Raw genomic sequence first — 1,842 nt, forward strand, 5'->3', positions numbered from 1 at the left:
ATTCTAAAAGTCCTAATTTAGGTTTAATGATTTTGGCTGTTTGATTCATTTCTGACTCTCCTTTTTGTGTTATAAAATAACTTGATAAACCAAGGCCTGGAGAAGAAAAAGAAATTAATTATTACAAATACAACCATATCATAAATCACGACATGACTTAGTAATAGAATATTATAAAAGGGTATCGGTTTGAGAAGTATTTTCTTTTTGAAGAGAGAAAAACACATAGATAAGAGTAACTTATGATGATTGTACTTTTTTAAATTTAATGTTTCGGAAGGGATATACCATGACAGAGATAGATATTTTAAAAATAATATCAAGCAACTTAACGAATAGAAAAACTTCGTCCGCTTTAAGTGATTATAATGTTTTATGCAACAATATAAATTATCTCAACACAGCCTTTAAATCCTACATACAATTATTGAATGAGACCCAAGAAAAAATAAGCGAAGAGTTTGAATGTGATGCATCATTAAATGAAAAATACAAATCAGACAAGGATTTAAACTCAATACTTCCAATTGTTAATAGAATAGTGAAAAATAGTATTGTAGTTTTCGAAAAGTTCTCAAATCTAACTAAATCAGATGTTAGAGAGGGTGTCAATAATGAAAACATCCATATGCAAGCAAAAAATTCACTCATTATAATGAGTTAATAACAGCATCCAGGCAGTTAGTTGATAGTTTAATTTCAGATTCATACCAACTTTGCTTATTAGAACCTAAAAATATAAATTATCATGTCTTGGTTTCATTGAGTAGTTTTAATAAATATGCTTCGAAATCTATTTCAAATGCAATGTTTAATGATGACTTGAGGTCAGCACTTACTGAGTTTGAAAACGTGCCTTACAACCAATGGAAAAATTCATCAATTACGCAATGCGCGCACACTACATTTGGTAGTAAAGTCGATCATATCAAAAGCATTTTGGGCGCATTTCCTAAAGACTCCCTATCCGATGATTTGAAAAACATATTCAAGTTTTCGTCTGAATTCACTCACATTGGTTATACATCCACGTTGTTTACAAGCTCTGATGCTGCGGATGTTATTTTTATTGATGAGAAAAAGCGACCTTACCTATTGAGCATGGAAAATTTTAGTGAAATAAAGTATGAACTCTTAGAAACAGCTTGCTGGGCTTTAATTGGAATATATACACCGTCTATTCTCGCTTGCCTGAAAAAGATACTTAAAGAAGAGTCATATGATAAATTTGAATTAATAATGATGAAAATATCCTCTGTAATAAAAAGGAAAATTAAATCCAGAAACTCATTATATTATTTTTTCATCAAGGATGGCTTAATTGGTTCAGATAAAGATATGGTATTGCCTTGTGTGTGTGGGAGAATAAACACAATAAAACCACCGCATGAAAGTTCTGAGTATAGCTGTAAGTCATGTGGTAGCTCATTCAAGCTGATCGCTTTATCAGATGATCCAAAATATATATTTACATCAAATGGTCCTGTAAAAGTAATCGGTTGTGATTGCCCTGAAATTGAAGATCTGCCTGATAATGAAAGAAAAAAATTATTCAATCAATGGCTGAGCTATATGCAAAAAGAAGAAAAATAATAACTTTATTATATATGTTTAGCTTATGGATATTTAATCATAAACTAAATTAGTAATTTTAATGCATATAAATACTCTATAGAATAATGGGTAATTTATTTGTAACTATCCCCTAAAATAGTACAGCATAAAAGTAGAAAATTCTCTATGATAAAAGAAAAGGAGATTTAATTATGAAAAAAATGACTGAACATCAAATCGTCGCTATTTTAAAAGAAGCTGAAGCGGGTATTCCGGTTAAAGAACTGT

General features: G+C 29.9%; 2 protein-coding genes. Both read left to right on the plus strand.

The features are described 5' to 3' along the window. The first annotated feature begins 289 nt into the window (after positions 1-289). Complete coding sequence (locus GQ589_RS11650; protein ID WP_160426400.1) at positions 290-664, plus strand: hypothetical protein; 375 nt, start codon at positions 290-292, stop codon at positions 662-664. 98 nt (positions 665-762) lie between these two features. Next, complete coding sequence (locus tag GQ589_RS11655; RefSeq protein ID WP_160426402.1) at positions 763-1,593, plus strand: hypothetical protein; 831 nt, start codon at positions 763-765, stop codon at positions 1,591-1,593. Positions 1,594-1,842 lie beyond the last annotated feature (249 nt).

It is taken from the genome of Gilliamella sp. Pas-s27 (assembly GCF_009795865.1).
Lineage (GTDB): Bacteria > Pseudomonadota > Gammaproteobacteria > Enterobacterales > Orbaceae > Gilliamella.

Excerpts from the sequence above, each read along its gene's own strand:
- GQ589_RS11650 (WP_160426400.1), top strand. The coding sequence starts at position 290 with ATGACAGAGATAGATATTTTAAAAATAATATCAAGCAACTTAACGAAT.